Origin of the sequence: Tianweitania sp. (genome assembly GCF_032053605.1) — a bacterium.
Lineage (GTDB): Bacteria > Pseudomonadota > Alphaproteobacteria > Rhizobiales > Rhizobiaceae > Tianweitania.
This window is the reverse complement of sequence record NZ_DAMBUH010000181.1, coordinates 767-3,621: the sequence shown is the minus strand read 5'-3', so window position 1 is coordinate 3,621 and position 2,855 is coordinate 767. Positions and strand designations below refer to the sequence as shown.

The 2,855-nt window shown below is 63.1% G+C and carries 5 protein-coding genes and 1 pseudogene; all 6 read left to right on the top strand.

The genetic code is table 11. From position 1 onward, the window contains the following. Nucleotides 1–191: pseudogene (locus RTX98_RS20360) on the top strand (HK97 family phage prohead protease); the annotation flags it as partial. A 9-nt stretch (nucleotides 192–200) separates the two neighbouring features. Continuing rightward, nucleotides 201–1,451, top strand: coding sequence for a phage major capsid protein (locus tag RTX98_RS20355; RefSeq protein WP_312798710.1), 1,251 nt, complete (start codon nucleotides 201–203; stop codon nucleotides 1,449–1,451). Between the two features lie 83 nt (nucleotides 1,452–1,534). Next, entirely contained in the window at nucleotides 1,535–2,104 is a 570-nt protein-coding gene (locus RTX98_RS20350; RefSeq protein WP_312798709.1) for a head-tail connector protein, read from the top strand. After that, complete coding sequence (locus RTX98_RS20345; protein WP_312798707.1) at nucleotides 2,105–2,437, top strand: phage head closure protein; 333 nt, start codon at nucleotides 2,105–2,107, stop codon at nucleotides 2,435–2,437. Beyond that, nucleotides 2,434–2,616, top strand: coding sequence for a hypothetical protein (locus tag RTX98_RS20340; RefSeq protein ID WP_312798706.1), 183 nt, complete (start codon nucleotides 2,434–2,436; stop codon nucleotides 2,614–2,616). The genes RTX98_RS20345 and RTX98_RS20340 overlap by 4 nt, the downstream gene beginning before the upstream one ends. Further along, the coding region (locus tag RTX98_RS20335; RefSeq protein WP_312798704.1) for a DUF3168 domain-containing protein at nucleotides 2,597–2,855 on the top strand (259 nt) is incomplete at its 3' end. The genes RTX98_RS20340 and RTX98_RS20335, both read left to right, overlap by 20 nt.

Genomic DNA, 2,855 nt, shown 5'->3' with positions numbered 1-2,855 from the left:
CACAAAGCCTTCCCACGACTCGTGATTTCGAACGCTGGCTCACGCAGGATGCTGGGCTGTCGCGGGCGCAAGCCAAGCTGGTGATCGCCAAGGGCTTCGCCGAACTGAAGCGCGAGCGAGACGCCGCGCATACCCGACCCGATGGTCTGGCGGACACGATCCGCGCGGCCGCAAACCTGTTTCAAGCTTGAGGATTTAACATGCAGACCATGCAGACAACGCGTGCGCCGGAAATCAAGAGCGGCGCGCCGTATGATGTGAAGGGCGCGTTCGACGACTTCATGGGCGCGTTCGAGGCGTTCAAGGACGCCAACGATACCCGCCTCGGCGAACTCGAAACGCGCATGACGGCGGATGTGCTGTCGACCGACAAGGTCGATCGCATCTCCAAGTCGCTCGATGCGCAGCAACGCAAGCTGGACGAGCTGCTTCTGAAGAAGGCGCGGCCGGCACTGGGTCGCAGCGGCGACGTGGGCGCGAGCGAGCACAAGGATGCGTTCGAGGTCTATGTGCGCTCCGGCGACGAGCGCGGCATCCGCTCCGTGGAAGCCAAGGCGATGAGCATCGGTTCGGGGTCCGATGGCGGTTATCTCGTGCCGGTCGAGACCGAAACGGAGATCGCCAAGCGGCTTGCCGTGCTGTCGCCGATCCGCTCGATTGCTTCGGTGCGGCAGGTGTCGACGGCGGTGCTGAAGAAGCCGTTTGCGCTGACCGGTCCGGCGACGGGCTGGGTGGGCGAAACGGCGGCGCGCACGCAAACGGCAAGCCCGACGCTTGCCGAACTGGAGTTCCCGGCAGCCGAGCTTTACGCCATGCCATCCGCCACGCAGGCGCTGCTGGAAGACAGCGCGGTGGATCTCGACACCTGGCTGTCGGACGAGATCGAGCTGGCCTTTGCTGAACAGGAAGGCACGGCTTTCGTGACCGGCAACGGGATCAACAAGCCGAAGGGTTTCCTGGAATATGACAAGGTCGCGGATGCCAACTGGTCCTGGGGCTCGCTCGGCACGATCGCGACGGGTACGGCCGGTGCCTTTGCTGCGACAAACCCGGCCGACAAGCTTGTTGATCTCATCTATGCGCTGAAGGCGGGTTATCGCGAAAACGCATCGTTCGTGATGAACCGCAAGACGCAGGCGGCCGTGCGCAAGATGAAGGACGGCGACGGCAACTATCTCTGGCAGCCGCCGGCCGGTGTTGGGCAGAAGGCTTCACTGATGGGCTTTCCGGTGGTGGAAGCCGAGGACATGCCTGATATCGCGGCGGACTCCACCGCGATCGCCTTTGGTGACTTCGCGCGCGGCTATCTGATCGTCGACCGCACCGGCGTGCGCGTGCTGCGAGATCCGTATTCCGCCAAGCCGTACATCTTGTTCTACGTGACCAAGCGCGTCGGCGGCGGCGTGCAGGATTTCAGCGCGATCAAGCTGCTGAAGTTCGCGACGGCCTGATAGGCCGAGCCTGAAGAAAAACATGAGCCCCGGCATGATCTGCCGGGGCTTTTTCTTTTCCGCCAGACGCTTGAGGGAATTTCATGACTCTGTTTCGCACCGTCGAGCCGGCGGCCGAGCCTGTGACCGTGGCCGACGTGAAAGCACATCTGCGGCTCGATCATGCGAGCGAGGATGGGCTGATTGCCGATCTGATCAGGGCTGCGCGCGCGGAAGTCGAGCAGGCGACAGGCTGCGCGCTGATCGAGCAAAGTTGGCGGCTGACGCTGGATCGCTGGCCGGCGTCCAACCGCGTGCTGATCCACAAGCATCCTGTGCGTGAGGTGCTTTCGGTGACGATCTATGGCCGCGATGGCGGCGCTGCGATCGTCGATCCGGCGACCCTTCTGCTCGACGCCGATGCCCGGCCGACCCGCCTGCATTTCGATCACGCGCCGCAGCCGGGGCGGGCGATGAACGGGATCGAGGTGGATTTCGTCGCGGGCTTTGGTCCGGCGGGGACGGATGTGCCGGATCTGCTTAAGCGCGCGGTCATTATGCTGGCGAGCCACTGGTTCGAGTTTCGCGCGCTGCTCAGTGCCAAAGATCAACCGGTGTCATACCCCAAAGGCTATGAGCGTCTGATCGCGCCCTATCGTTCGCGGAGGCTCTAGATGGTGAGTTTCATCGAGCCGGGAAGCTTGCGCACGGAACTGGCGTTGGAAGACGTGACGCTTAGCGAGGATGGCGCGGGCGGGCATGTTGAACACTGGGTGGAAGTCGCAACGGTGTTTGCGCGGCTGGAGCCGATGCGGGCGGATGCGCGCTTTGGGGCAGATCAATCGCTGGAAAGCGTGACGCATCGCGTGACGCTGCGGTTCCGCGACCTGGTGAAGAGCGGTATGCGGTTTCGATTGGGCGCGCGGATCTTCGACATCGTGACGGTTCATGATCCTGATGAAACCGGCCGCTATCTCAGTTGTCGAACGCGGGAACAGGGCCGATGAAGGTGAGTTTTGCGCTGACGCTCGATGGCATGGTGCGTGCCTTGCGCACCCGGCTGCATGGTGTGCAGGATGAGGTGCAATGGGGCGGGGCTGACGAGCAGCCAGAGCGTCGCGCGGGTGTCACGCGCGGAGCGGAGATTGGGGAACGGGAGGAGCGTGATGGCGGCCGCATCGGTTGAACTGCAGAAAGCGATCTTCGCCGCGCTGAAGGCTGATGGTACCATCCAGGCCGTCGTAGGCAGCCGAATCCACGACCATGCGCCGGCTCATGTCCGTTTCCCCTACCTGACCTTTGGGCACACCAACTCCTATGATTGGAGCACAGGCACGGAGATCGGCACGGAGCATCTGTTTTCGATCCACGTCTGGTCCAAGGCGACTGGCAAAACCGAAACGCTTGAACTGATGGGGCGTATCG

Coding starts and splice junctions, on each gene's coding strand:
- RTX98_RS20355 (WP_312798710.1), top strand. CDS start 201: ATGCAGACCATGCAGACAACGCGTGCGCCGGAAATCAAGAGCGGCGCG.
- RTX98_RS20350 (WP_312798709.1), top strand. CDS start 1,535: ATGACTCTGTTTCGCACCGTCGAGCCGGCGGCCGAGCCTGTGACCGTG.
- RTX98_RS20345 (WP_312798707.1), top strand. CDS start 2,105: ATGGTGAGTTTCATCGAGCCGGGAAGCTTGCGCACGGAACTGGCGTTG.
- RTX98_RS20340 (WP_312798706.1), top strand. CDS start 2,434: ATGAAGGTGAGTTTTGCGCTGACGCTCGATGGCATGGTGCGTGCCTTG.